Genomic DNA, 25,159 nt, shown 5'->3' with positions numbered 1-25,159 from the left:
CCGTCCGATGTCTACTTCAACGGCAATTTCTCCTCATCCCCCGAATGGGGGATGTTGGGGTCTATGAAGATGCGGGGATTGAATTCCGTCGCTAGCCTGATGAGCTGCGTGCGGTTGTGCGACATGGTCTTGGCGAGCAGCGTCTTCACCTGGCTGCTCACCGTTTCAAGCGAGCGGTCGCGGCGCTCGGATATCTGTGCGTTGGTCAGCCCCTCGGCCAGCATCGACAGGATGGCTTCTTCCGATCTGGTCAACGAGAAGGCCTGGGCGAGGAAGCTCGTGTCGATGTTGTAGGACTGGCTGGCGTCGAGGCTGAACAGGGCGAAGCCCTTGAAGCCGCGGTCGCCCAGCATCTCGGGCATGAACAGAGGCGACACCTCGATGCAGAGCCCCATGCCTTCTTCCTCGAGCGGGTGAAGGATGGCTTCCTTGCGTGGGCGCGCGCCGAACTTGCCGTGGTTGCTGGCGCTGGCATAGAGCGTCGCGAGCTGCTTGCGCACCGTCTCGTTGCTGGCGACCAGCCGCTTGGTGTGGTCGACGCGGAATGCGCCGACTTCATCCAGCTGGCGATCGAACTCCCGGTTTGTCATGACGACCTCGCCAGCCGAGGTCACGATGCATATGCCGATGCGCAGCAAATCCAGCACGTCGAGCATCGCGCGGCGCACGTTGAAAAGGCGGCTCGTATGACGCCCGATGTTCAGCGCCTTGGCGATGTGCGGCATGAAGGTGTGAAGCAGGTGCAGACGCTCGCCGGTGGCCGGGCCGGCCCGCTTCGAGAACTGCACCGCGAACCGGTCAGAATAATAGTGGTCCTTGTTGAGCAGCGCGCCCGCGCGGTAGTGGATGCCGTAGCTCGCCATGGTCTGGGCGTTGGCGCGCTGCATCATCTCTTCGCGGGATGGTGCGAGCACCGTATCGGGCACCAGCTCGACATTGTCGCCTTCGCGCGAGGAAGCGGCGAAGGTCGCCTGATCCTTCAGTTCCTGCTCGTTATGCGCGCGCAGATACGCCTCGATCAGGGAGCTCTCGTAGTTCGTGGTGTGATAGGTCGCGCAGACGCGCGGTTTGGCGTCATGCGACGTGTCGATGTCGAATATGAAGGCGCCCCTCGCATCGGCCAGCTCGGCGATACGATCAAGTATTGCAGGCCACCGCGCCGGCTCCAGCGCGGCGTCGTAGATCGACAATATTATCGCATTTATGTCGCGAGAATCCTGCATGGCAGTATCCTACCTGCGATTGTGGAATTCTAGCAAACTCCTATTGTGAAGAACAGAAGTGTTGGGTTGTGCCTGCGTTCTCGAAACACGGGAAGTGCATGCAATTTCAAGCTTTTCAGTGCAACTTTCCGTTGCCTAAGTCTTCCCTCGCAGCAGTGGCCAAGTTCAGGGCAAGATGGGGCAGGGCCAGCGCACTTGATGCTCGCGGCTCGAGCCCATTCAATCCCACGTGCCGTCGAATGTCAGCTTGCTGTTGGACGACGTCATGTCGTGCCCCGTGATGTCGCATGAACCGCGTGCTCGCACCGGCGCCATGCCCTCCAGCGTGAACTGTGCGAAGCCGTAAGCGAAGTGATACATGCCGCGCACCTCGTAGCCGGCCGCCTCGCATCCCGCGCGGAACACGTAGGCTTCGCCGCGGATGATGGCGTCGTCCGTTCTGGACGAGTCCCAGGGCTGCCCCTTGAACAGGACGGTTCCCGGCTTGACCGTCTTGGCGATGGAGGCTTTCGGTCGGGCGTAGGCGATGATGCCCTTTTGCGCATCCACGATCATGACCGAGCCGTTGTGGTCGTAGGGCGCGCCGTCGAGCGTATCGAGATCGACGATCTGTACGGCAACGCTGTTGCCGATGCCGGTGCCGGATTTCTGACCCGCGACCGTGACGATCGTGTCGGCCGATGCCGCCTGAACGCCGGCTGCAAGCATCGCGGCCGCGACTTTCATGGTGCTCGACTTCATCTTGGCTCCCCCTGTTTGTATCGCCAGAACAAGGGGATAGTGCAGGCGGCATGAAAATGCCGTTTTGCAGACCGTTAAAATCGTCTTCTATCCGGCGCGCGATGGGATTATTGTGGATCGAGCGAACCGGAGCATCTCCTTTGCGCCTTCACGACAGCCTCGATCTTCTCGTCAGCGGTGCCGAGCCGACGAGCCTCGGCCTCTATCATGAGGCGCTGCGCGGTCTTCAGTGTTTCGTTGGCGACCCTGTCGGGGCGCTGGACAGGGCGATTGCAGCCCAGCCGTCATTCGTGATGGCCCATGTGCTGAAAGGCTACCTCTACGGGCTTTCGACCGAGCGCGCGGCCCAGTCGGTGACGAAGGCATGTTTTGATGCCGCATCCGGCCTGCCGGCAACCGAGCGCGAGCAACGCCATGTCGCGGCGCTGGGCGCGCTGGCGGCGGGCAACTGGCATCGCGCGGGAGCCATCCTCGAAGATTTGACGATAGACCATCCCCGCGATGCGCTGGCGCTCCAGGCCGGGCACCAGATCGATTTCTTCACCGGCAATGCGCGCATGCTGCGTGACCGCATCGCGCGGGCGCTTCCGGCATGGGATGATACGATGCCGGGCTTCCACGCCATCCTCGGGATGCACGCCTTCGGGCTGGAGGAAATGGCGGAGTATGTGAAAGCGGAAGCGCAGGGGCGACGCGCGGTCGAACTGGAGCCGCGCGACGGCTGGGCCCAACACGCGGTCGCGCACGTCATGGAGATGCAGTGCCGCCAGCGCGACGGCATCGCGTGGATGCGCGCCAACACCGACAACTGGACGCGCGAAAGCTTCCTGCAGGTTCACAACTGGTGGCACCTCGCGCTGTATCATCTCGAGCTTGGCGAGGTGGACGAGGTGCTGGCCCTCTACGACGGGCCGATATTCGGCGACCGATCGAACATCGCGCTGAACATGGTGGATGCATCCGCGCTGCTGTGGCGGTTGCATCTGGGCGGTGTCGATGTCGGCGGCCGCTGGAACGCGCTCGCGGAAAACTGGGCGCCACACGCCGATGCCGCAAACTACGCCTTCAACGACGCCCATGCGATGATGGCCTTCGTGGGTGCGAACCGGCCCGATCTGGCGCGCCGGCTGCTCGCGGCGCAAGACGAGGCGATTGCCGGAGAGGGCGATAATGCGGCCTTCACCCGTGATGTCGGCCAGCCGGTGACGCGCGCCATCTTCGCGTTCGGCGATGGCAACTACGCGGAGACGGTGCGGTTGCTGAAGCCGATACGCGGCATCGCCCACCGCTTCGGTGGCAGCCACGCCCAGCGCGACGTGATCGACCTGACCCTGATCGAGGCGGCCCTGCGCGCCGGCCATGCCGCCCTTGCGGCCGCACTAACCGGCGAGCGGCGCGATGCGAGGCCCGAAAGTCCGCTGTCGCATCTGTTTGCCTCCCGGGCAGGGCTCGCGGATATCGGGACCGCGCGGATCTGATTTTTTGCGGATTGCGAAATAATTCGATTCCGCGCTATGGTGCCTTGGCGGCGGACCATGGAGAAGTCCGCTCGGGAGGACCGTTCCATGTATCTCGGGCTCGACCTCGGCACGTCCGGCGTCAAGGCATTGCTGATCGACGCGGATCAGAACCCGGTGGCTTCGGCCAACGGTGAACTCGACGTATCGCGCCCGCATGACGGCTGGTCCGAGCAGAACCCCGCACACTGGATCGAGGCGACGCAAGCGGCGGTAACCGCGCTGAAGCAGTCGCACCCTGCAGAGCTTGCGGCGGTAAAGGGCATCGGACTTTCGGGCCAGATGCATGGTGCGACGCTGCTCGACGCCGAGGGAGCCGTGCTGCGGCCCTGCATGCTCTGGAACGACACCCGCAGCTACCGGCAGGCCGCCGCGCTCGATGCCGATCCGCGCTTTCGCGCCATCACCGGGAACATCGTGTTTCCGGGATTCACCGCGCCCAAGGTGGCGTGGGTGAAGGAGAACGAACCCGACATTTTCAAGCGCGTGGCGAAGGTGCTGCTGCCGAAGGACTATCTGCGGCTCTGGCTCACGGGCGAGTTCTTTTCCGAGATGTCGGATGCGGCGGGCACCTCGTGGCTCGACGTGGCTACGCGCAAATGGTCGCCCGAACTGCTTGCCGCAACCGGGCTCGACGAAAGCCATATGCCGGCGCTGGTGGAAGGCACCGAACCGGCGGGAACGCTGAAGGCGGAACTGGCTGCGCGGTGGGGCATGGGCGGCAAGGTCGTGGTTGCCGGAGGCGCGGGCGATAATGCGGCATCCGCCTGCGGCATGGGCACCGTGCGGCCAGGGCAGGCCTTCGTTTCGCTGGGCACGTCGGGCGTGCTCTTTGCCGCCAACGACAGCTATCTGCCCAATCCCGAGAGCGCGGTGCACACATTCTGCCATGCTCTGCCCAATGCCTGGCACCAGATGGGCGTGATCCTTTCTGCGACAGACTCGCTCAACTGGCTATCCGGGGTAACCGGCGCGGACGCGCAGGCGCTGACCAGCGAACTGGGCGAGGCGCTTCGCGCGCCGGGCAGCGTCACCTTCCTGCCCTACCTGTCCGGCGAGCGGACCCCACACAACGATGCCGTGATACGCGGCGCCCTCATCGGCCTGGCGCACCAGTCGGATCGCGTGGCGCTGACGCAGGCCGTTCTGGAAGGTGTTGCCTTCGCGCTGCGCGACAATCTGGAGGCGCTGCGCGCGGCCGGAACGGAGTTGACGGCCGTCACCGCAATCGGTGGCGGGTCGCGCTCGCGCTACTGGCTCAGGGCCATCGCCACGGCGCTCGGCATTCCCGTAAACATCCCCGCCGACGGCGATTTCGGCGCTGCATTCGGCGCGGCAAGGCTCGGCCTCGTCGCTGCGGAGAAGGCCGATCCCATGGCGATCTTCACGCCGCCGGCGACCTCGGAAACCATAGAGCCCGATGCCGGGCTTTCCGCCGCCTATGGCGAGGCATACCAGCGCTATCGCGCTCTCTACCCTGCGATCAGAGGAGTTTCATCGTGAGCACCGGCTTCTTCGGCGACACAAAGCCGATCCGCTACGAAGGCCCGAACTCGGCCAATCCGCTGGCCTACCGCCACTACGACCCGGACGAGGTCGTGATGGGCAAGCGACTGGAGGACCATCTGCGGTTCGCCATCGCCTACTGGCATTCCTTCGCATGGCCGGGCGGCGACCCCTTCGGCGGCCAGACCTTCCAGAGGCCCTGGTTCGGGGACACGATGGAACTGGCGCGGCTGAAGGCCGACGTGGCTTTCGAGATGTTCACCACGCTGGGCACGCCCTATTACTGCTTCCACGATGCCGACGTGCGGCCCGAAGGCGACACGTTAAGAGAAAGCATCTCACGGCTGGACGAGATTGCCGACGTTTTCGCGCGCAAGCAGGAAGAAACCGGCGTCAAGCTGCTTTGGGGCACGGCGAACCTATTCTCCCACCGCCGCTACATGGCGGGTGCGGCGACCAATCCGGACCCGGACGTGTTCGCCTATGCCGCAGCGACGGTGAAGAGCTGCATCGACGTCACCAAACGCCTCGGCGGCGAGAACTATGTGCTGTGGGGCGGGCGCGAGGGCTACGAGACGCTGCTCAATACCGACATGAAGCGTGAGCGCGAGCAGGCCGGGCGCTTCCTGTCGATGGTGGTGGAGTATGCGAAGAAGATCGGCTTCAAGGGCACGATCCTGATCGAGCCCAAGCCGCAGGAGCCCACCAAGCACCAGTACGACTACGACGTTGCGACCGTCTACGGCTTCCTCAAGGATTTCGGCCTCGAGAAGGAGGTCAAGGTCAACATCGAGCAGGGCCACGCCATTCTCGCCGGCCACACCTTCGAGCACGAACTGGCGCTGGCGAGCGCGCTCGGCATCTTCGGCTCGATCGACATGAACCGGAACGACTACCAGTCCGGCTGGGACACCGACCAGTTCCCCAACAACGTGCCGGAAATGGCGCTGGCCTATTACGAGGTTCTGCGCGCGGGCGGCTTTACCACCGGCGGCACCAATTTCGACGCCAAGCTGCGCCGCCAGTCGCTCGACCCTGAGGATTTGCTGATCGCGCACATAGGCGGCATCGACTGCTGCGCGCGCGGGCTGAAGGCTGCAGCGAAGATGATCGAGGACAAGGCGCTGTCCGGACCCCTCGACGAGCGCTACGCCGGCTGGGAAAGCGTCGAGGCGCAGGCGATGCTTTCGGGCAAGCGCTCGCTGGAGGAGATCGCAGATCGCGCGCTTGCGGAGGGTATCGAGCCGCAGCCGCGCTCGGGGCGTCAGGAATATCTGGAAAACGTGGTCAACCGCTACGTCTGACCCGGCGCGGGAAGCCGCGTTTACCATTGCGGCGGTTCGGGGAATAAATGTCCCCGTACCGCCGCCGTATCGCCTCCCTCGTGTCTTCGTTCCGTCATGGCCGGCGCTGTATCTTGCGCGCCATGGAACGCACTGATTTGCCCAACCCGCCCGCCCGCGATGACGCTGTCGTCGAGGCGCTGCTTGCGCCGTCCGAAAGCTCGTTTCTGGACGCGCTGCTGGTGCTTGCCGACGAAGCGGCCAACGCAGAAGGGCCGGACACGACGGGCAGGGCATTCCAGGCTGCGCTGGCGCGTAAGATGCGCGATGCGCTCGGCGCCGATCACCGCGGACAGGAGGCTGCCTGAGCGATGTTTACTGAACGACGAAATAGTCCTCGATCGCTGCGGCCGCCTCTTGCAGATGCGGCAGGATTTCCCGTTCCATCCCGGATACGGAAAAGCGCGCCGACTGCGTTGAGACGTTGACGGCAGCCACGATCCTGCCCGACCGGTCGCGGATCGGGACGGCGATGGAGCGCAGGCCGATCTCGAGTTCCTCGTCGACGGCTGCATAGCCGTCAAGCGCCGCCTTGCGGATGAGCGCCGCGATGCCGGTTCTGTCGGTGACGGTCTTGGGCGTGTTCGCGCGGATCGTCGCCCGGGCCAGAAAAGCGTCGAGTTCGGCCGGCGAAAGATCCGACAGAAGAACCCTTCCCATCGATGTGCAGTAGGCGGGCAGGCGGGTTCCGACATGGAGCCCGACCGACACGATGCGCCGGCCGGCGACCCGCGCGACGTAGACCACGTCTTCATCGGCGAGGATGGCGGCGGAGCAGGATTCGTTGAGCTTCTGCGAGACGGCCCGCATGTGCGGCTCGGCGAAGGCCCAGAGCGACGAGCCGGAAAGCCATGTGCGCGCGACCGAGATGAGCTTCGGCGACAGGAGGAACTTCCGCCCGTCCTGTACGGCGTAGCCGCTTGTCGTGAGCGTGAGGAGGAAACGGCGTGCGCCGGCGCGGGTGAGCCCCGCCAGTGCCGCCATCTCGCTCAGCGTGAGCCCCGCAGGGTGGGCGGCGAGGATCTCCATCACCGCCAGCCCGCGCGCGAACGAGCCTACATGGTCGCGCGCGGTCTCGTGCGCCGGGCCATCCTCGATTGACTCGCGATCCTGTGTCATCTATGCGTGTATCGCATAAAGAACTTATGTTCGCAATACGAACTTTATAGGCTTGACTTGGCGCTGTTGTCAGGCTGCACGGGAGTCATAATCGCCCATGAACAAGATTTGCCCGAATTTCGATGAGGCCCTGGCCGGAATAGAAGACGGCATGGCCGTCATGATCGGCGGGTTCGGCGGCGCCGGCGCACCGATCGAGCTGATCCACGCGCTTGTCGAGCGCTACAAGAAGACGGGTTCGCCGGGCAGGCTGACCGTCATCAACAACAATGCCGGCAATGGCGCGATCGGCATCGCGGCGATGATCTATGCCGGCATGGTCGCCAAAATGGTTTGCTCGTTTCCCCGCTCGTCGGACCCGAAGGCGTTCACCGACGCATATCTGGCCGGCGAGATCGAGCTGGAACTGGTGCCGCAGGGCACGCTGGCCGAGCGCATCCGCGCCGGGGGTGCCGGCATCCCGGCCTTCTACACTCCATCGAGCTACGGCACGCAGGTAGCGGACGGCAAGCCGATCGCCGAGTTCGACGGCAAGCATTACGTGCAGGAGCGCTGGCTGAAGGCCGACGTGGCGCTCATCAAGGCAGAGGTCGCGGACCGCAAGGGCAACCTGACCTACCGCAAGGCGGCGCGCAATTTCTCGCCGCTGATGGCCACTGCCGCGAAGACGACCATCGTGCAGGCAGGGCGGATCGTGGAGCCGGGCGAGATCGACCCCGAGCAGGTGATTACGCCCGGCATCTTCGTGAACCGGATCGTGGAGATCCCGGACCCGAAGCAGGAAGAAGCCCTGTTGCGCGAAGGAGCGAAGTGATGACCAGCAAGCTGACCAACGCGCAGATCGCATGGCGTGCCGCGCAGGACCTTCCCGACGGTGCCTACGTCAATCTCGGCATCGGCTTTCCCGAAATGATTGCCAAGTTCAAGCCCGACGGACGCGAGGTGATCTATCACACCGAAAACGGCATTCTCGATTTCGGCGAGGCCCCGCCTGCCGGCGAGGAGGACTGGGATCTCATCAATGCCGGCAAGAAGGCGGTGACGCTCAATGACGGCGCGTCGTTCTTCCACCACGCGGATTCGTTCGCCATGGTGCGCGGCGGACATCTGGATATCGCGGTGCTGGGCGCTTACGAAATCGCCGAGAACGGCGACATCGCCAACTGGAGTACCGGGCCGGGCTCGGTTCCGGCCGTCGGCGGCGCGATGGACCTCGTGCACGGTGCCAAGCAGATCTGGGTCGTGACCGACCATGTCACCAAGAAGGGCGAGCCGAAGCTCCTGAAGGAGTGTCGCCTGCCGCTGACGGGTGTCGGCTGCGTGACCACGGTCTATACCAGCCTCGCCGTCATCGATATCGTCAACCAGCGCTTCGTGCTGCGCGAGAAGCTGCCGGCCATGAGCCTGGCGGAGCTTCAGGCGGTCACCGGCGCAGAACTCGTCGTCGAAGGCACTATCGGCGATCTCATCGTACCGGAGGTTTGAAATGGCCGAAGCCTATATCTGTGATTATGTCCGCACCCCGATCGGCCGTTTCGGTGGTTCGCTGTCATCCGTCCGGGCCGACGATCTGGGCGCGGTGCCGCTGAAGGCGCTGATGGAGCGCAATGCCGGCATCGACTGGGAAGCCATAGAAGACGTCGTCTATGGCTGCGCCAACCAGGCCGGCGAGGACAACCGCAACGTCGCGCGCATGGCGCTGCTGCTGGCAGGGCTGCCGCAGGCGGTTCCGGGCTCCACCGTCAACCGGCTGTGCGGCTCCGGCATGGACGCGCTGACGATCTGCGCCCGTGCGATCAAGGCAGGCGAGGCGGAGATCATGATCGCCGGCGGCGTGGAATCGATGAGCCGCGCGCCCTTCGTCATGCCGAAGGCGGACACCGCCTTTTCGCGCAATGCCGAAATCTACGACACGACTATCGGCTGGCGCTTCGTCAACCCGCTGATGAAGAAGCAGTACGGCATCGATTCCATGCCCGAGACGGGCGAGAACGTGGCCGAGCAGTTCGGCGTGTCCCGCCAGGACCAGGACGCGTTTGCGGTCCGCAGCCAGGAAAAGGCGGTCGCCGCGCAGCAGAACGGTAGGCTCGCGAAGGAGATCGTCGCGGTGACTATACCCCAGCGCAAGGGCGATCCGATCGTGGTCGACAAGGACGAGCATCCCCGCGCGGGCACGACCGTCGAGACGCTGGCGAAGCTGGGCACGCCCTTCAGGAAGGAGGGCGGCACGGTGACCGCCGGCAACGCATCCGGCGTCAATGATGGTGCTGCGGCGCTGATCGTCGCCTCGGAGGCAGCGGTTAAGAAATATGGCCTCACGCCGATCGCGCGCTTTGTCGGCGGCGCGGCTGCCGGCGTCGAACCGCGCATCATGGGCATCGGACCGGCGCCGGCGACGAAGAAGCTGTGCGCGCGACTTGGCCTCTCGCCTTCGGATTTCGACGTGATCGAACTCAACGAGGCCTTTGCCTCGCAAGGCATCGCCGTGCTGCGCGAACTGGGCATCGCCGAGGATGCGGCGCACGTGAACCCGAACGGCGGCGCGATCGCGCTCGGCCATCCGCTCGGCATGTCAGGCGCGCGCATCTCCGGCACGGCGGCGCTGGAGCTTGCCGAGCGCGGTGGCAAGCTGGCGCTGGCGACCATGTGCATCGGCGTCGGCCAGGGCATCGCGGTGGTGCTCGAACGCGTCTGACATCGGCATTTTGTCGAAGCAAAACAAAGGGGCGGCCGCATAGCGCGGTCGCCCTTTTGCACATCTTCTGGTTTCTCGAGGTTGACCCGGACAACCTTTCCGCGCGATCCAACGGGCGTCGCCGATTCGTTCGGCGCTCACCTCATCATTGTGGCAGCGGCGCAAGATCAATTGCGCCAAGTAATGTCGCAGACTGTCTTGTCGGATGTCTTGGCTCGCTTCATTATGACGAAAGCTGGGCACGTGAATGATGCCTGGACATCAGAACCGACGACCCCAGAGGAGCTAGGAATTTAGATGTCAAACGAACTCGATTACTTGAGCAGGAAAGTCGCTGCGGGCAAACTGAGCAGGCGCGCCTTTCTGGGGCGCGCCGCCGCGCTGGGCGTAAGCTCGGCATTCGCGAACACGCTGCTTTCCAGCGCCGCACTGGCGCAGGGGCCGGTTCGCGGCGGTATCCTCAAGGCCGGCATGCAGGGTGGCGAATCCACCAACAGCCTCGACCCCGCATCGTGGCAGAGCCAGGTTCCCTACAAGTTCGGCCGCCAATGGGGCGAGCAGCTCGTCCAACTCGCACCAGACGGTACCGTGCAGCCCTGCATCGCAGAAGAGTGGGGCGCGTCGGACGACGCCAAGGAGTGGACGTTCAAGATCCGCCAGGGGGTGGAGTTCCACAACGGCAAGACGGTGACGGCGGAAGACGTGGTCGCCACGCTGGAGCGTCACTCCGACGAAAACTCCCAGTCTGGCGCGCTCGGCATCATGCGCGGCGTCTCCGATGTTCGCGCCAGCGGGAACGAGGTGATCATCACGCTTGCCGAGGGCAATGCCGACCTCCCCTACATGCTCGACGACTACCATCTGATGATCCAGCCGAACGGCGGCAAGGACAACCCGACCGAGGGCGTCGGCACCGGACCTTACAAGGTTGCGGTCAACGAGCCGGGCGTGCGCCATGTCGGCGAGAAGTTCGCCAATTACTGGCGCGACGACCGTGGCTTTGCCGACCAGATCGAGATCATCGTCATCAACGACGCGACGGCCCGTACCTCCGCTCTCCAGGGCGGGCAGGTGCATATGATCAACCGCGTCGAACCCCGCATCGTGAGCATGATCGGCCGCGTGCCGGGCGTGACGATCCGCAACATCGCGGGCAAGGGGCACTACGTCTTCATCGCCCACTGCAACACCGCGCCGTTCGACAACAACGACCTGCGCATGGCGCTTAAATACGCCATCAACCGCGAGGAGATGGTCGAGAAGATCCTTCACGGCTACGGCTCTGTCGGCAACGACACCCCGATCAACTCGTCCTATCCGCTGTTCTCGGACGATCTCGAGCAGCGCACCTACGACCCGGACAAGGCGAAGTTCCATTTCGAGAAGTCCGGTCATAGCGGCCCGATCCTTCTGCGCACGTCCGACGTGGCGTTCCCCGGCGCGGTCGATGCGGCACAGCTCTACCAGCAGAGCGCGGCTGCCGCCGGCATCACGCTCGACATCCGCCGCGAGCCGGGCGACGGCTACTGGTCGGAAGTCTGGAACGTGCAGCCATTCTCCGCATCCTACTGGGGCGGGCGGCCGACGCAGGACCAGATGTTCACCACCGCCTACCTGTCGTCGGCAGACTGGAACGACACGCGCTTCTTCCGCGACGACTTCGACAAGATGCTGTTTGCGGCGCGCTCGGAACTCGACGAGGCGAAGCGCAAGGCGATCTATCGCGACATGAACGTGATGGTGAGCAACGAGGGCGGCGTCATCGTCCCGATGTTCAACGACTTCATCGACGCAACCTCCGACAAGGTCGGCGGCTGGGTCGATGACGGAAATCAGGAGATGTCGGGCGGCTACGCGCTGTCCCGGTGCTGGCTGATCTCCTAGGCGGATCACGAAAAATGGGATCGCCGATCTTGCGGCTGATCGCCCAGCGCATCGCGCTGGGCGTTCTGCTCCTCTTCGCCGTCTCCGTGCTTATCTTCGTGGGCACGCAGATCCTTCCCGGCGACGTCGCCCAGTCCATCCTCGGGCAGTCGGCGACGCCGGAAGCGCTCGCCAATTTGCGTGCCGAGCTGGGGCTCAACGAGCCCGCCATCGTGCGCTACTTCCAGTGGCTCGGCGGCGTGCTGACCGGCGACCTGGGCACGGCGCTGACCAGCAGGCAGGACATCGCAACCGCAATCGGCGGGCGGCTCTGGAACACGCTGTTCCTCGCATTCTGGGCTGCGATCGTCTCCGTGCCGCTGGCGATCCTGCTCGGCCTTCTGGCCGTGCGGTACCGCAATGGCGTGATAGACAAGTCGATTTCCGGCTTCGCACTGGCCTCGACCTCGCTGCCGGAATTCTTCATCGGCTACCTTCTGGTATTCTTCTTCGCGGTGAAGCTGCAATGGTTTCCCGGCATCTCGACGGTCTATGACGGCATGCCGTTCATCGAGCGAATGAGGGCTATCGCGCTACCGGCGACCGCGCTGACGCTGGTGGTGCTGGCGCACATGATGCGCATGACGCGCGCGGCGATCCTCAACGTCATGCAGTCGGCCTATGTCGAGACGGCGGAGTTGAAGGGGCTTTCCCAGTTCGACATCATCCGCCGCCACGCCTTCCCGAACGCCATCGCCCCGATCGTCAACGTGGTGATGCTCAACCTCGCCTTCCTCGTCGTCGGTGTCGTCGTGGTCGAGGTGATCTTCGTCTATCCGGGCATGGGGCAGTATCTGGTCGATCACGTCACAAAGCGCGACGTGCCGGTGGTGCAGGCCGTGGGCCTGATCTTCGCGGCCGTCTACATCACGCTGAACATGATCGCAGACATCGCCGCCATTCTCGCCAATCCGCGCCTGCGGCACCCGAAGTAGGAGCGGCGGCATGTTCAATCTCAAAAGCATCACGATCAGCGCCTGGATCGGCCTGTTCTTCACCGCACTGTTCCTGTTCTGCGCCATCTTCGCGCCGTGGATCGCGCCCTACGGCAAGGCGCAGATCGTCGGCGGGGTGTGGGAGCCGATGTCCTCGCAATACTGGCTCGGCACAGACAATCTGGGCCGCGACCTGCTCTCGCGAATGATCTACGGCGCGCGCACCACCGTGTTCATCGCAGCGATGGCGACCGCGCTGTCGTTTTCGCTCGGCTCCATCCTGGGCTTTGCAGCCGCCGTGCTCGGCGGCTGGTTCGACACGATCATGTCGCGCTTCGTCGATCTGCTGATGGCGATCCCGACGCTGATCTTCGGCCTGGTCGTGCTGTCGGTTCTGCCTACGACGATCGTAACCCTGATACTCGTGATGGGCATACTGGATTCGACGCGCGTCTATCGCCTGTCGCGCGCGGTTGCCGTCGACATCAACGTCATGGACTACGTCGAGGCGGCCAAGTTGCGTGGCGAGGGCATGGGCTGGATCATCTTCCGTGAAATCCTGCCCAACGCGTTGTCGCCGCTCGTCTCCGAACTCGGCCTGCGCTTCATCTATGCGGTGCTGTTTCTTTCGGCGCTTTCGTTCCTCGGCCTCGGGGTTCAGCCGCCGGAAGCCGACTGGGGCGGCATGGTCAAGGAGAACAAGGAAGGCATCGTGTTCGGCATTCCCGCAGCGCTCATACCGGCCGCGGCAATCGCCGCACTGGCGATATCGGTCAACCTCGTGGCCGACTGGGTGCTGAACCGCACGACGAGCCTCAAGGGAGGGCGTGGTTGATGGCAAGAAAGCCAAAGCAAAAGCCCACGCATGACGGCAAGCTGCTGGAAATCCGTGACCTCAAGATCGAGGCGACGGTGTTCCCGCCGGGCGAAGACCCCCGCGACGTGACCATCGTGCATGGCGTCTCGCTCACGCTGGAGCGCGGCAAGGTGCTCGGTCTGATCGGGGAGTCGGGTGCGGGCAAGTCCACCATCGGGCTGTCGTCCATGGCCTACGGTCGCGGCGGCGTGCGCATCACCGGTGGTGAAGTCGTGCTCAACGGACGCGACATCCTGAAGGCCGGCAAGGGCGGCATCCGCAAGATACGCGGGCGCGAGGTCTGCTATGTCGCGCAGTCTGCGGCGGCGGCCTTCAACCCGGCACACAAGCTCATGGACCAGGTGGTCGAGGCAACGCTGGAGCATGGCACCGCCACGCGCGCGGAGGCCGAGAAGCGCGCCAAGGCGCTGTTTCGCAAGCTGAGCCTGCCGGACCCCGACAATATCGGCAACCGCTATCCGCATCAGGTCTCGGGCGGCCAGCTCCAGCGCGTGATGACGGCGATGGCACTGTGTTCGGAGCCCGACCTGATCGTCTTCGACGAGCCGACGACCGCGCTTGACGTCACGACCCAGATCGACGTGCTTGCCGCGATCAAGGATGCGATCCGCGATACCGGCGTCGCCGCGCTCTACATCACCCACGATCTCGCCGTCGTGGCGCAGGTGGCCGACGAGATCATGGTGCTGCGCCATGGCCGGCTGGTCGAATGGGGCGGCACGCGTCAGATTATCAAGGAACCGCGGCAGGAATACACCAACCAGCTCGTTTCGGTTCACGAGATCGAACATCAGGAGAAGGCGCCGGGCGTGAGCCCGGTCCTGTCGGTCAAGAACGTGACGGCGTCCTATGGTGGCTCGGTCAAGGTGCTGAAGGACGTGTCGGTCGACATCTTCCCCGGCCAGACGCTCGCCGTGGTGGGCGAATCCGGCTCGGGGAAATCCACGCTTGCGCGCGCCATCACCGGTCTTCTGCCGCCGAGCGAGGGGTCGATAACCTTTGCCGGGCGCAAATTGTCGAATGCCTTGCGCGACCGCAAGCGCGAGGATCTGCGCGAGTTGCAGATGATCTATCAGATGGCCGACGTCGCCATGAACCCGCGCCAGACGGTGGCGACGATCATCGGCCGTCCGCTGGAGTTCTACTTCAACATGCGCGGGCGGGAGCGCGACGCGCGCGTGGCCGAACTGCTCGACAAGATCGAGATGGGCAAGGGCTTCGCCGACCGCTACCCGGCCGAGTTGTCCGGCGGGCAGAAGCAGCGCGTCTGCATCGCGCGGGCGCTGGCGGCCAAGCCGAAGCTCATCATCTGCGACGAGGTGACGAGCGCGCTCGATCCGTTGGTAGCGCACGGCATATTGCGGCTGCTGCTCGACCTGCAGGCGGAGGAGGACGTGGCCTACCTCTTCATCACCCACGACCTCGCCACGGTGAAGTCGATCGCCGATTCCATCGCCGTCATGTATCGCGGCGAGGTGGTGCGCTACGGACCGAAGAGCCAGGTGCTGGCGCCGCCCTTCGACGCCTATACCGAACTTCTGCTCTCGTCGGTTCCCGAGATGGAGATCGGCTGGCTGGAAAAAGCGATCGCCGGACGGCGCATGGAAAGCGCTGGGAATTGATTAAAGCGACCGGTGGATGTATCATTTTTTGGTATCAGAGGTGATGCCATGAGCCGGAATACGTCCATTTCCCTGGGGGAGCACTTTGCCGGCTTCGTAGAAAAGCAGGTCGGCGACGGACGATACGCGACGGCCAGTGAGGTCGTTCGCGCCGGACTGCGGCTTCTGGAAGAACGCGAACTTCAGATCGAAAAACTGCGCGCGGCCATCATAGCCGGGGAGGCCAGCGGCGAGCCCGAAGCCTTCGACGTCGAGGACTTCCTCAGCCGCAAGCGGCGCGAACGCAACGCTTGAGGCGATATCGCCTATCGCCTGCCGCGCGCGCCGACCTCAGTTCCATCTGGGATTACACAGCGGATCGCTGGAGCGTCGATCAGGCAGATCGCTACACGCGCGAACTCATCGACGCCGTGAACGATCTTTGCAGCGGCACGTCAAAGGGGCGCCGGATCGACCAGGTCCGAAGCAACTATCTGGCGCTGCCCGCCGGGGCTCATCTCATCGTTTTTCGCCATTCGCCGACGACTATCGACGTGATCCGGATACTGCATCGGCGCATGGATATGACGGCACATCTGGAAAGCTAGCCGCTTGAGGTTTCCGGCCGCTTGGGGGAGCGGTGATCTTTATCCCCGCCGCATCCTCGTGGGCGGCACCCCGAAGGCGTGGGAAAAGGCGCGGCTGAATGATGCCGCACTGGAAAAACCGGTGCGGGCCGCGATGTCGGCCATCGGTTCGGCCGTGTCGAGCACAAGCCTGCGCGCCGCATTGAGCCTCAGCCGCAGATAGTAGGCGCCCGGCGTCTCGCCGATGGCGGACGCGAAAATCTTCTCGAGCGTTCGCGCCGTGACGCCTGCTCGTCGCGCAATCGCGGCAATGGTGAGCGGCCGGTCGACATGCGTTTCCATCAGGCGGATCGCCTGCGCCAGCCGGGGATCGTAGCCATCGAGCCGTCCCAGAGAGACCAGCGGCTGGGCGTCGGTCGCCGCACGCGCCTGATCGTAGATGAAGACGCTGGCGACATCGAGTGCGACTGCCATGCCGAGGCGCGAGCGCACCAGATGCAGCATCAGGTCGAACACCGGCGATGCGCCGCCGGCGGTGATGACCGGCCCGTCGATGACGTATCGGTCCGGCCGCAGGTCGCAGCCTGGGAAGGCGGCCGCGAAATCCTCCATGTCCTCCCAGTGCGTCGTGGCGGCCCGGTCTTCCAGCAGACCGGCGCGGCCCAGGAGCCATGTGCCGGCTTCCACGCCGCACACGGCGCGTGCCGAGCGGGCGGCGCGCCGCAGGCCGGCCACCAGCGACGGCGTTGCCTGCAGTCGCGTGCCGAACCCGCCGACCACCACGATCACGTCGGTCGGCGCGCTGGCGTCGAAACGGCCGCTGGCGGCGATCGGCAGGCCGGCGGTCGTCAGCGGAGGCTCGCCATCCGCCGATACGATCTTCCAGTCGAACAGCACGGAGCCGGCGATGCGGTTGGCCGCGCGCAGCGGGTCGATGGCCGATGCCACGCACATGACCGACGAGCCCGAGAAGATCAGGAAGGTCAGCCGAAGCGGCGTAGTATCGGCGCGAAAGATCGAAGATGGTTCGCTATTCATCAATTCAAATTCGTAATTTGGAAAACATGGGCTTGCAAGTCGGGCATGCTGCGAGAACGACAAACAGGGGAGGTCGCCATGCCGCTCGCCATGAACCGCGAAGTCTTCATTACCTGTGCCGTGACCGGCTCGGGCGGCACGCAGGACCGCAGCCCGCACGTGCCGCGCTCGCCGAAGCAGATCGCGGATGCCGCCATCGATGCGGCCAGGGCGGGTGCGGCCATCGTGCACTGCCATGTGCGCGATCCGGAGACCGGCGCGCCGCGTCGCGATATCCAGCTTTACCGCGAAGTGACGGAGCGCATCCGCGATGCGGAGGTCGATGTCGTGCTGAACCTGACCGCCGGCATGGGCGGGGACATGGTGTTCGGCGGTGTCGAAAGCCCGCTGCCGCTTAAGGAAAAGGGCACCGACATGGCGGGCGCTTCGGAGCGCGTTGAGCACGTGCGCCAGTGCCTGCCCGAAATCTGCACGCTCGACTGCGGCACGATGAACTTCGCCGAGGCCGATTACGTGATGACCAACACGCCCGGCATGCTGCGCGCCATGGGCGGGCTGATGACCGCGATGGGCGTGAAGCCCGAGATCGAGGCGTTCGATACCGGCCATTTGTGGTTCGCCAGGCAGCTCGTCGAGGAAGGCGTGTTGAAGCCCGATGCTCTGGTGCAGCTGTGCATGGGCGTGCCGTGGGGTGCGCCCGACGACCTCAACACCTTCATGGCGATGGTCAACAACGTGCCGAAGGAGTGGACCTTCTCGGCCTTCTCGCTCGGCCGCAGCCAGATGGCCTATGTGGCGGCAGCGGTGCTGGCAGGCGGCAATGTGCGCGTCGGGCTGGAAGACAATCTGTGGCTCGACAAGGGCGTGCTGGCCACCAACGCGCAGCTCGTGGAGCGTGCGGTCACCGTCGTCGAAAACCTCGGCGCCCGCGTGATCGGGCCCGACGAGGTTCGCAAGAAGCTGGGCCTCACCAAGCGCGCGCCGGTGGCCGCCTGATTATTTTCGTGGAGGAAGCGATGAGTACGATCACCAAGGCGGCCTGCATCGGAGGCGGTGTCATCGGCGCGGGATGGGTCGCGCGGCTGGTTTTGAACGGCATCGATGTCTGCATCTACGATCCCGACCCCGAAGCCGACCGGAAGGTAGGCGAGGTGCTGAAGGGCGCACGGCGGGCATACAGGAAAATGCTGCCGGACGGCCTTCCGAAGGAAGGCAAGATCACCTACGCCAAGACCATTGCCGACGCGGTTGCCGGCGCGCAATTCATCCAGGAGAGCGTGCCCGAGCGGCTGGACCTGAAACACAGGGTGCTGGCCGAGATCGACACGCATGCGCCGCCCGCCGCGATCATCGGGTCCTCCACGTCGGGCATCAAGCCCACCGACATGCAGCCGGCGATGAAGAAGCATCCCGGGCGGCTGGTCGTCGGCCATCCGTTCAATCCGGTCTACCTGTTGCCGCTGGTGGAGATCGTCGGTGGGGAGCAGACTTCGGCGGAAGCGGTCGAGAAGGCCAGGACGCTCTACGCCTCCATCGGCATGAAGCCGGTGGTCATCCGCAAGGAGATCGAGGCCTTCGTGGGCGACAGGCTGCTGGAGGCGATGTGGCGCGAGGCGCTGTGGCTCATCAAGGACGGCATCTGCACGGTCGAGGAGCTGGACGACATCATGCGCTACGGCTTCGGCCTGCGCTGGGCGCAGATGGGCATGTTCCAGATTTATCGCGTCGCTGGCGGCGAGGCCGGCATGCGTCACTTCATGGCGCAGTTCGGGCCGTGCCTGTCCTGGCCGTGGACCAAGCTGATGGACGTGCCGGAGTTCAACGACGAGCTTGTCGACCTGATCGCTACCCAGTCCGACGAACAGTCCGACCGCTGGTCGATCCGCGAGCTGGAAAAGATCCGCGACGACAATCTGGTGGCGATCATGGAGGCGCTGGGCCGCCAGAACAAGGGCAAGGGCTGGGGTGCCGGAGAACTGCACAACGCCTACACGAAGCAGCTCGCCAAGCTGGCGAAGCCTGCGAAGGCTTCCGTGGCTGCCGAGAAGGCCAAAGCAGAGAAGCCGAAGAAGAAGAAGGGCTAAAGGGATGAACGGATCGGCTGACGGCATCCGCAGCAAACCCCCCACCCCTTACCCCTCCCCTCAAGGGGGAGGGGATTCTGAGGCGCTGATGTCTCCCACCCCCTTGAGGGGAGGGATAGAGGGTGGGGGTGCCGGCATAGCAACTGCGGAGGCCGCATCATGCATTTCGGCCTGACCGAGGAACAGCAGCTCATCGTCGACACGACGCGGGCCTTCGTGGAAAACGAACTCTACCCGCACGAGGCCGAAGTGGAGCGGACGGGCGTGCTGCGCCGCGACCTGATCGAGGAGATCAAGGAGAAGGCCATCGCGGCCGGGCTCTACGCAGCCAACATGCCGGAAGAAGTCGGCGGTGCAGGGCTCGATACGCTGACGTGGCTGCTCTACGAAAAGGAACTCGGTCGGGCAAACTACGCGCTGCACTGGACCTGCGTGGCGCGGCCGTCGAACATTCTGCTGGCCGGAACGCCCGAGCAGCGCGAGAAGTACCTCTATCCCTGCATGCGAGGTGAAACCTGGGATTGCCTGGCCATGACCGAGCCGGGCGCGGGCTCCGACCTGCGCGGCATGAAGGCGACGGCCTTTCAGGACGGTGACGACTGGGTGCTCAACGGCACCAAGCATTTCATCAGCCATGCCGACATTGCAGGGTTCGCGATCGTCTTCATGGCGTCCGGCGAGGAGGAAACGCCGGGTCCCGGTTCAAGAGGGGGCAGGCGAAAGAAGATCACCGCCTTCTTCGTCGACAAGGGCACGCCGGGCTTCACCGTGCGCGACGGCTACCGCAACGTTTCGCATCGCGGCTACACCAATTCGGTGCTGGAGTTCGACGACTGCCGCCTGCCGAAGGAACAGGTTCTGGGCGAGGTGCACAAGGGCTTCGAGGTCGCCAATTCCTGGTTGGGGGCGACGCGGCTTCAGGTGGCGGCGACCTGCCTCGGCCGCGCCGAGCGGGCGCTCGGTCATGCGATAGAATACGCAGCGCAGCGGCAGCAGTTCGGCCAGCAGATCGGCAAGTTTCAGGGCGTTTCGTTCAAGCTTGCCGACATGGCGACGGAACTGAAGGCCGCAAACCTGCTGACTTTCGAGGCCGGCTGGAAATACGACGCCGGAACGGTCACCGACGAGGACATGGCGATGGCCAAGCTCAAGGCGACCGAGATGCTCGCCTTCGTCGCCGACGAAGCGATCCAGATTCATGGCGGCATGGGCCTCATGGACGAACTGCCGCTGGAGCGCATCTGGCGCGACGCGCGGGTGGAACGCATCTGGGAAGGCACGAGCGAAATCCAGCGGCACATCATCAGCCGCGCGCTTTTGCGGGCGGTTGGCGGATGAGGCGACGGCCGGGATGGCAAGTGTGAAGGAGACGGACCTGTACCTGCCGGTAAAGCGCTTGCTGGAAGGGCAGGGCTATACCGTCAAGGGCGAAATCGGCGCCGTCGATGTCGTGGCGATGCGCGGCGACGAGGAGCCGGTGATCGTCGAGCTGAAAACCGGCTTCTCGCTGTCCCTGTTCCATCAGGCTATCCAGCGCCAGGCGCTGACGGACGCGGTCTATGTCGCCGTGCCGCATTCGGGCGGGAGGGCCGGCCTCAAGGCTCTGTCCCAGAATCGTGCGATGTGCCGGCGGCTCGGCCTCGGCCTGATGACGGTGCGCCTTGCCGACGGGCTGGTCGAGCTGCATTGCGACCCGGAGCCTTACAGGCCTCGGCAGTCGAAACCGCGCAAGACAAGGCTGCTGCGTGAGTTCGCCAGGCTCGTCGGTGACCCGAACAGGGGCGGCGCGACCCGGCGCGGCGTTGTCACCGCGTACAGGCAGGATGCGCTGCTGTGCCTCAAGCTGTTGAGCGATGTGGGGCCGGCAAAGGCGGCGCATGTGGCGAAGCAGACGAACGTCATCCACGCAAGACGGCTCATGGCCGACAATCACTACGGCTGGTTCGAGCGGGTCCAGACCGGCATCTACGCGCTCAGCCCCAAGGGCTGCGGAGCAGTCGAGGAATATGCTGCCGAACTGGCAAATCTCGCTGGAAACCCCGCACCATTGCCGGCGACGCTTGAGACGTCGCCATGACCCGTCTCGAACGCCTGCTACGGCCGCGCACCATTGCCGTTATCGGCGGCGGCGGCTTTGCGCCCAACGTCGTCAGGCAATGCCTGAAAATGGGGTTTTCAGGCGAGGTCTGGCCGGTGCACCCGAGCCGCGCGGAGGTGGCGGGCGTGAAGGCGTATGCCTCCGTCGCCGACCTTCCGACTGCGCCCGATGCCACCTTTATCGGGGTCAACCGTTTCGCCACGATCGACATCGTCAGGCAACTGGCTGCGCGCGGTGCGGGCGGTGCGGTGTGCTTTGCGGCGGGGTTTCTGGAAGCAGGCGCGGATGATGCGGACGGTGCGCGGCTTCAGCGGGAACTGATCGAAGCCGCCGGCGACATGCCGATCATCGGCCCCAACTGCTACGGGCTCATCAACTACGCCGACGGCGCGCTTTTGTGGCCCGACCAGCATGGCGGTGTGCGTCTGGCCGAGGGTGAGCGCGGCGTCGCTATCATCACCCAGTCTTCCAACATCGCCATCAACATGACGATGCAGCGGCGCGGCCTGCCGCTCGCCTATCTGATGACCGCCGGAAATCAGGCGCAGACCGGACTGTCGGAAATGGCGCTGGGGCTGATCGAGGACCCGCGTGTTTCCGCGCTCGGGCTGCATATCGAAGGGTTCGACGCCATTTCCGGTTTCGAGCGGCTGGCGACGCGTGCGCGCGAACTGCGCAAGCCCATTGTCGCGATGAAGGTCGGCCGTTCCGCGCAGGCGCGCGCCGCAACCGTCTCGCACACCGCCTCGCTGGCCGGTTCGGACGCCGCGTCGGATGCGTTTCTGAGACGGCTGGGCATCGCGCGTGTCGACACCATCCCGTCATTCCTGGAGACGCTGAAGCTCTTGCACGCTAGCGGGCCGCTGACGGGCAATCGCATCTCGTCGATGAGCTGTTCGGGCGGCGAAGCCTCGGTGATGGCGGACGCGGCGGAGGGCCGGAAGGTCTTGTTCCCGGCATTGAGCAATGAACACAAGGACAGGGTGGGCGCGACGTTGGGCCCGCTCGTCGCCATCGCCAATCCGCTCGACTACCACACCTTCATCTGGAACGACGAAGCGGCGATGACGGCGGCCTTCAACGCCTTCGTGTCGGGCGGCTTCGACCTCAACATGCTGGTGCTGGATTTCCCACGTGCAGACCGCTGCTCGGACGCCGACTGGTGGCCGACGGTCAGCGCTTTCGAGAGTGCGCTGAAAACCAACGAGGCTGCCGGCGCCATCGTCGCGTCGATGCCCGAAAACCTGCCGGAAGACTACTGCGCCGGTCTGATGGCGCGCGGCATCGTGCCGCTTTACGGCATACCGGAAGCCATGGATGCGGCGGAAGCTGCGGCGTTCATCGGCGAGGCCTGGAGGCGGGCGAACGGGTCAGGTCGGTCACATCTGGACGCACCCCCACTCCGTACCCCTCCGCTCAAGGGGGAGGGGGATTCTGGCACGTTGGTGAGCCCCTCCCCCTTGAGCGGAGGGGTACGGGGCGGGGGTAGCGAGCTGCCGCAACGCGCGCAGGAAGGCCGCCAGTTGGACGAGGCCGAAGCGAAGGCATTGCTTGCCCGAACCGGGCTCCCAATTCCGCAAGGCCGGCGTGTCTCGGGCGTCGAGGAAGCGGTGCAGGTGGCGCGCGAGATGGGGTATCCGGTTGCCGTGAAGGCGCTTGGGCTGGCACACAAGTCGGAGCATGGCGCGGTGCGTCTCAACCTGCCCGACGAGATGACGGTGACGGGCGCGGCGCGCGGCCTTCTGCCGCTCGGCACCGGCCTGTATGTCGAGCGCATGGTCGAGGGCGGCGTCGCCGAACTGATCGTCGGCGTGACGCGCGATCCGCTGTTCGGTCCGGTCATGACCATCGGGACGGGCGGGGTTCTGGTTGAACTCCTGAAAGATTCGGCCACGCTGCTGCTGCCCGCCTCGCGAGAAGAGGTCGACGCCGCTCTGCGCAGCCTCAGGCTGTTTCCGCTCCTGGACGGCTACCGCGGCAGGCCAAAGGCCGATCTCGGGGCGGCAATCGACGCCATCCTTGGCATTGCCGCCTTCGCGGTCGACAATGCGGACCTGATCGAGGAACTGGACATCAACCCGCTGATCGTCTGCGAGAGTGGCAAGGGCGCGTGGATCGCAGACGCGCTGCTGGTGACAAGGGAGTAGCTTGCATGGAAGACGTGGTCAAAACCCGCCGCGAGGGCACCATCCTGGAGGTCACGCTGGACCGGCCCAAGGCCAACGCGATCGACCTCGCCACCAGCAGGCTGCTAGGCAGGACGTTCCAGTCGTTTCGCGACGATCCGGAATTGCGGGTCGCGATCGTCAGGACTGCGGGCGACAAGTTCTTCTCCGCAGGCTGGGATCTCAAGGCAGCCGCGAACGGCGATGCAGTGGACGGCGATTATGGCGTCGGCGGCTTCGGCGGCCTGCAGGAACTGCGCGACCTTAACAAGCCGGTCATCGCTTGCGTGCACGGCATGGCGGTCGGCGGCGGGTTCGAGCTGGCGCTGTCGTGCGATCTCATCTACGCTTCCGAGACCTCATCCTTCGCGCTGCCGGAAATCCGCGCCGGCACTTTGGCCGATGCTGCGACCGTGAAGCTGCCCAAGCGCATGCCCTATCACGTCGCGATGGATTTGCTGCTCACCGGCCGCTGGATGGATGCGCTGGAAGCGCATCGCTGGGGGCTGGTCAACGAGGTGCATCCGCCCAGCCAGCTCGAGGAACGCGTGTGGGATGTGGCGCGGCTGCTGGCGTCCGGCCCGCCGCTGGTCTTCGCCGCCATCAAGGAGGTGGCGCGCGAAGCCGAGGCGATGACCTTCCAGGACGCGATGAACCGCATCACCAAGCGCAAGTTCCGCACCGTGGACGAACTCTACGATTCGGAGGACGGGATGGAGGGTTTCCGCGCCTTTGCCGAAAAGCGCGAGCCGGTGTGGAAGGGACGCTGACGTGCCCGATTATTCGAAGCTGATCGACGCCGAGACGTGGGCGTTCATCGAGCGTACGAACAGCTTCTACCCGGCCGATACGGTCGACCACGGCATCGGCGAACAGCGCGCGATCTACGACCGCATGTGCCGAGAGTTTCATGCCGGCTACCCCGAAAACGTCACGGCCGAGACGATGAGCATCGGCGGCCGCATTCCGGTCCGCATCTATCGCCGTGCCCAACCCGACAATGCAGCGGTGGTGCTTTATTTCCACGGCGGCGGGTGCATTCTCGGCGGGCTAGACAGCCATGACGATGTCTGCGCCGAGCTTTGCGGGAGCACGGGATACGAAGTGGTTTCGGTCGACTACCGGCTGGTTCCCGAGCACACCCACCCCGCCGCCTTCGACGACGCGATGGCGGCATTCGACTGGGCCTCAGCGCGCTACGACCGGGCCATCGTGCTTGCCGGCGATTCGGCCGGCGGAAATCTCGCGGCCGCCGTAGCGCATTTCTCGCGAGGTCATGCCCGCGCGCCCGCCGGGCAGGTGCTGATCTATCCCGGCCTTGGCGGCGACGAGACCGCCGGCTCCTATGTCGAGCACGCCGAAGCGCCGATGCTGACGACGCGCGACGTTCAATACTATGCCGGGATGCGCGCGGCAGGCCGCGATGTCGCAGGCGACGTGAGCTTTTCGCCGCTTGCGGACACCGATTTTTCAATGCTGCCCCCGACCGTCATCGTCACGGCCCAGTGCGACCCACTGGCGTCCGACGCCGAGGCCTATCGTGACCGCATCGTCGCGGCGGGCGGCAGGGCCGTGTGGTTCGACGAGCAGGGGCTGGTGCACGGCTATCTGCGCGCCCGCCATTCCGTGCCGCGCGCCGCCGCCAGCTTCTCGCGGATATGCGACGCGGTGCATGCGCTCGGCCAGAGGCACTGGCATTACTGAAAA

24 protein-coding genes are annotated in these 25,159 nt (G+C 64.9%); 20 read left to right on the top strand and 4 right to left on the bottom strand.

Going from position 1 to position 25,159, the window contains the following annotated elements; translation table 11 throughout:
* Positions 1-11: 11 nt before the first annotated feature.
* On the bottom strand, positions 12-1,223 hold the full coding sequence (locus FY036_RS20740) for a helix-turn-helix transcriptional regulator (protein ID WP_148916663.1): 1,212 nt from the start codon (positions 1,221-1,223) through the stop codon (positions 12-14).
* A gap of 219 nt (positions 1,224-1,442) precedes the next feature.
* Positions 1,443-1,964, bottom strand: a complete 522-nt coding sequence (locus FY036_RS20735; RefSeq protein ID WP_148916662.1) for a hypothetical protein — start codon at positions 1,962-1,964, stop codon at positions 1,443-1,445.
* A 140-nt stretch (positions 1,965-2,104) separates the two neighbouring features.
* On the opposite strand from FY036_RS20735, the gene FY036_RS20730 reads away from it, so the two are divergent.
* The 4 genes from FY036_RS20730 (at position 2,105) to FY036_RS20715 (ending at position 6,638) form a co-directional block, all read left to right on the top strand.
* Entirely contained in the window at positions 2,105-3,442 is a 1,338-nt protein-coding gene (locus FY036_RS20730; RefSeq protein ID WP_148916661.1) for a tetratricopeptide repeat protein, read from the top strand.
* Between the two features lie 87 nt (positions 3,443-3,529).
* Complete coding sequence (gene xylB / locus FY036_RS20725) at positions 3,530-4,984, top strand: xylulokinase (RefSeq protein ID WP_148916723.1); 1,455 nt, start codon at positions 3,530-3,532, stop codon at positions 4,982-4,984.
* Positions 4,981-6,291 (top strand): xylose isomerase, encoded by a 1,311-nt coding sequence (xylA, locus tag FY036_RS20720; protein ID WP_148916660.1) that lies wholly within the window; start codon positions 4,981-4,983, stop codon positions 6,289-6,291. Before xylB ends, xylA begins: the two co-directional genes overlap by 4 nt.
* Before the next feature lie 113 nt (positions 6,292-6,404).
* Complete coding sequence (locus FY036_RS20715) at positions 6,405-6,638, top strand: hypothetical protein (RefSeq protein WP_148916659.1); 234 nt, start codon at positions 6,405-6,407, stop codon at positions 6,636-6,638.
* Positions 6,639-6,645: 7 nt separating this feature from the next.
* Here the strand turns inward: FY036_RS20715 and FY036_RS20710 are convergent, their stop codons facing one another.
* Positions 6,646-7,449, bottom strand: coding sequence for an IclR family transcriptional regulator domain-containing protein (locus FY036_RS20710; protein WP_148916658.1), 804 nt, complete (start codon positions 7,447-7,449; stop codon positions 6,646-6,648).
* A gap of 97 nt (positions 7,450-7,546) precedes the next feature.
* Here FY036_RS20710 and FY036_RS20705 point away from each other — a divergent pair, with 97 nt between their 5' ends.
* From FY036_RS20705 to FY036_RS20665, 9 genes are all read left to right on the top strand, one after another.
* Positions 7,547-8,263: a 3-oxoacid CoA-transferase subunit A gene (locus tag FY036_RS20705; protein ID WP_148916657.1), complete on the top strand. Its 717-nt coding sequence runs from the start codon at positions 7,547-7,549 to the stop codon at positions 8,261-8,263.
* A complete protein-coding gene (locus FY036_RS20700; RefSeq protein ID WP_148916656.1) occupies positions 8,263-8,934 on the top strand; it encodes a 3-oxoacid CoA-transferase subunit B in 672 nt (223 codons plus the stop codon). Before FY036_RS20705 ends, FY036_RS20700 begins: the two co-directional genes overlap by 1 nt.
* A gap of 1 nt (position 8,935) precedes the next feature.
* Positions 8,936-10,144: a 3-oxoadipyl-CoA thiolase gene (gene pcaF, locus FY036_RS20695; protein WP_148916655.1), complete on the top strand. Its 1,209-nt coding sequence runs from the start codon at positions 8,936-8,938 to the stop codon at positions 10,142-10,144.
* Between the two features lie 297 nt (positions 10,145-10,441).
* Positions 10,442-12,028, top strand: coding sequence for an ABC transporter substrate-binding protein (locus FY036_RS20690; RefSeq protein ID WP_148916654.1), 1,587 nt, complete (start codon positions 10,442-10,444; stop codon positions 12,026-12,028).
* Between the two features lie 14 nt (positions 12,029-12,042).
* The gene (locus FY036_RS20685; RefSeq protein ID WP_148916653.1) at positions 12,043-13,002 is read left to right on the top strand and encodes an ABC transporter permease; all 960 of its coding nucleotides are present in this window, start codon (positions 12,043-12,045) and stop codon (positions 13,000-13,002) included.
* A 10-nt stretch (positions 13,003-13,012) separates the two neighbouring features.
* Positions 13,013-13,837 carry an ABC transporter permease gene (locus tag FY036_RS20680; protein WP_148916652.1) on the top strand — a complete coding sequence of 275 codons (825 nt, stop codon included), beginning with the start codon at positions 13,013-13,015 and terminating at the stop codon, positions 13,835-13,837.
* A complete protein-coding gene (locus FY036_RS20675; RefSeq protein WP_148916651.1) occupies positions 13,837-15,501 on the top strand; it encodes an ABC transporter ATP-binding protein in 1,665 nt (554 codons plus the stop codon). The genes FY036_RS20680 and FY036_RS20675 overlap by 1 nt, the downstream gene beginning before the upstream one ends.
* 48 nt (positions 15,502-15,549) lie before the next feature.
* Entirely contained in the window at positions 15,550-15,795 is a 246-nt protein-coding gene (locus FY036_RS20670; protein WP_148916650.1) for a type II toxin-antitoxin system ParD family antitoxin, read from the top strand.
* Complete coding sequence (locus tag FY036_RS20665; protein WP_148916649.1) at positions 15,792-16,088, top strand: type II toxin-antitoxin system RelE/ParE family toxin; 297 nt, start codon at positions 15,792-15,794, stop codon at positions 16,086-16,088. The genes FY036_RS20670 and FY036_RS20665 overlap by 4 nt, the downstream gene beginning before the upstream one ends.
* A 39-nt stretch (positions 16,089-16,127) precedes the next feature.
* Here the strand turns inward: FY036_RS20665 and FY036_RS20660 are convergent, their stop codons facing one another.
* The gene (locus tag FY036_RS20660) at positions 16,128-17,105 is read right to left on the bottom strand and encodes a GlxA family transcriptional regulator (protein ID WP_148916648.1); all 978 of its coding nucleotides are present in this window, start codon (positions 17,103-17,105) and stop codon (positions 16,128-16,130) included.
* Positions 17,106-17,183: 78 nt separating this feature from the next.
* Between FY036_RS20660 and FY036_RS20655 the strand changes: the two genes are divergently transcribed.
* From FY036_RS20655 to FY036_RS20625, 7 genes are all read left to right on the top strand, one after another.
* Positions 17,184-18,101 carry a BKACE family enzyme gene (locus FY036_RS20655; protein ID WP_148916647.1) on the top strand — a complete coding sequence of 306 codons (918 nt, stop codon included), beginning with the start codon at positions 17,184-17,186 and terminating at the stop codon, positions 18,099-18,101.
* 20 nt (positions 18,102-18,121) lie between these two features.
* Positions 18,122-19,189, top strand: a complete 1,068-nt coding sequence (locus FY036_RS20650; RefSeq protein ID WP_148916646.1) for a 3-hydroxyacyl-CoA dehydrogenase NAD-binding domain-containing protein — start codon at positions 18,122-18,124, stop codon at positions 19,187-19,189.
* A gap of 159 nt (positions 19,190-19,348) precedes the next feature.
* The gene (locus FY036_RS20645) at positions 19,349-20,527 is read left to right on the top strand and encodes an acyl-CoA dehydrogenase family protein (RefSeq protein WP_148916645.1); all 1,179 of its coding nucleotides are present in this window, start codon (positions 19,349-19,351) and stop codon (positions 20,525-20,527) included.
* 13 nt (positions 20,528-20,540) lie between these two features.
* Positions 20,541-21,266, top strand: a complete 726-nt coding sequence (locus tag FY036_RS20640) for a DUF2161 domain-containing phosphodiesterase (protein WP_201744819.1) — start codon at positions 20,541-20,543, stop codon at positions 21,264-21,266.
* On the top strand, positions 21,263-23,434 hold the full coding sequence (locus FY036_RS20635; RefSeq protein WP_148916644.1) for an acetate--CoA ligase family protein: 2,172 nt from the start codon (positions 21,263-21,265) through the stop codon (positions 23,432-23,434). Before FY036_RS20640 ends, FY036_RS20635 begins: the two co-directional genes overlap by 4 nt.
* Before the next feature lie 5 nt (positions 23,435-23,439).
* Complete coding sequence (locus FY036_RS20630) at positions 23,440-24,222, top strand: carnitinyl-CoA dehydratase (protein WP_148916643.1); 783 nt, start codon at positions 23,440-23,442, stop codon at positions 24,220-24,222.
* A gap of 1 nt (position 24,223) precedes the next feature.
* The gene (locus tag FY036_RS20625) at positions 24,224-25,156 is read left to right on the top strand and encodes an alpha/beta hydrolase (RefSeq protein ID WP_148916642.1); all 933 of its coding nucleotides are present in this window, start codon (positions 24,224-24,226) and stop codon (positions 25,154-25,156) included.
* Positions 25,157-25,159 lie beyond the last annotated feature (3 nt).

It is taken from the genome of Neoaquamicrobium microcysteis (assembly GCF_008180155.1).
Classification (GTDB): Bacteria; Pseudomonadota; Alphaproteobacteria; order Rhizobiales; family Rhizobiaceae; genus Aerobium; species Aerobium microcysteis.
The sequence above is the reverse complement of the archived record's forward strand: the minus strand, read 5'-3'. Positions and strand labels throughout refer to the sequence as shown.